The sequence below is a fragment of the Liquorilactobacillus vini DSM 20605 genome, assembly GCF_000255495.1.
Classification (GTDB): domain Bacteria; phylum Bacillota; class Bacilli; order Lactobacillales; family Lactobacillaceae; genus Liquorilactobacillus; species Liquorilactobacillus vini.
In genome coordinates this window covers 1-483 of sequence record NZ_AHYZ01000162.1, presented here as the reverse complement: position 1 = coordinate 483, position 483 = coordinate 1, and the positions used below count along the sequence as shown (strand labels likewise).

At 42.7% G+C, this 483-nt stretch carries 1 protein-coding gene; it reads right to left on the bottom strand.

Annotated elements, in window-relative coordinates; genetic code table 11:
- Nucleotides 1–483, bottom strand: a 483-nt coding sequence (locus ON15_RS08870; RefSeq protein ID WP_010581132.1) for a restriction endonuclease subunit S, incomplete at both ends; no start/stop codon positions are given.

Below are 483 nucleotides of genomic sequence, written 5' to 3'. Positions count from 1 at the left end.
AACGATAGCGAACTCAATCTTTTCGATAAACTTCGAGATTTTTCGCTGTTCATCCTTACTGGGAATCTTGAGAACAACTTTCTGGAGGTCAGAATTATGCAAGTGCACTACGGACTTTCCTTGAGCTCGTTTAACTAACTCTTTTCTTTGCTGGCCATTCGAAATTGACAAAGCCAAAAACTCTGAATTGAGTTCGCTTCCTGGCTCGATGATGTTTATATCCCCACCAAGCAACACGCCAGAATTCGTAACTACGGACGCACGTGAAATATCTTCAGCACTCTCACCCGAACCAGGTACAATGACCTCGCCACCTTGACTAAATACCCCTTTAGAATCCGGCGCTACAAAGGTATCGACATCTTTGATTACAGTTTCATATCGAGTGTACATTCTTCCATAGAGGATAACCGGCTGCCCATCTTTTCTGAGATCACCTTTGGAAAAACCACTTCCCTTTGAAAAATTTGAAACATCGTCAAG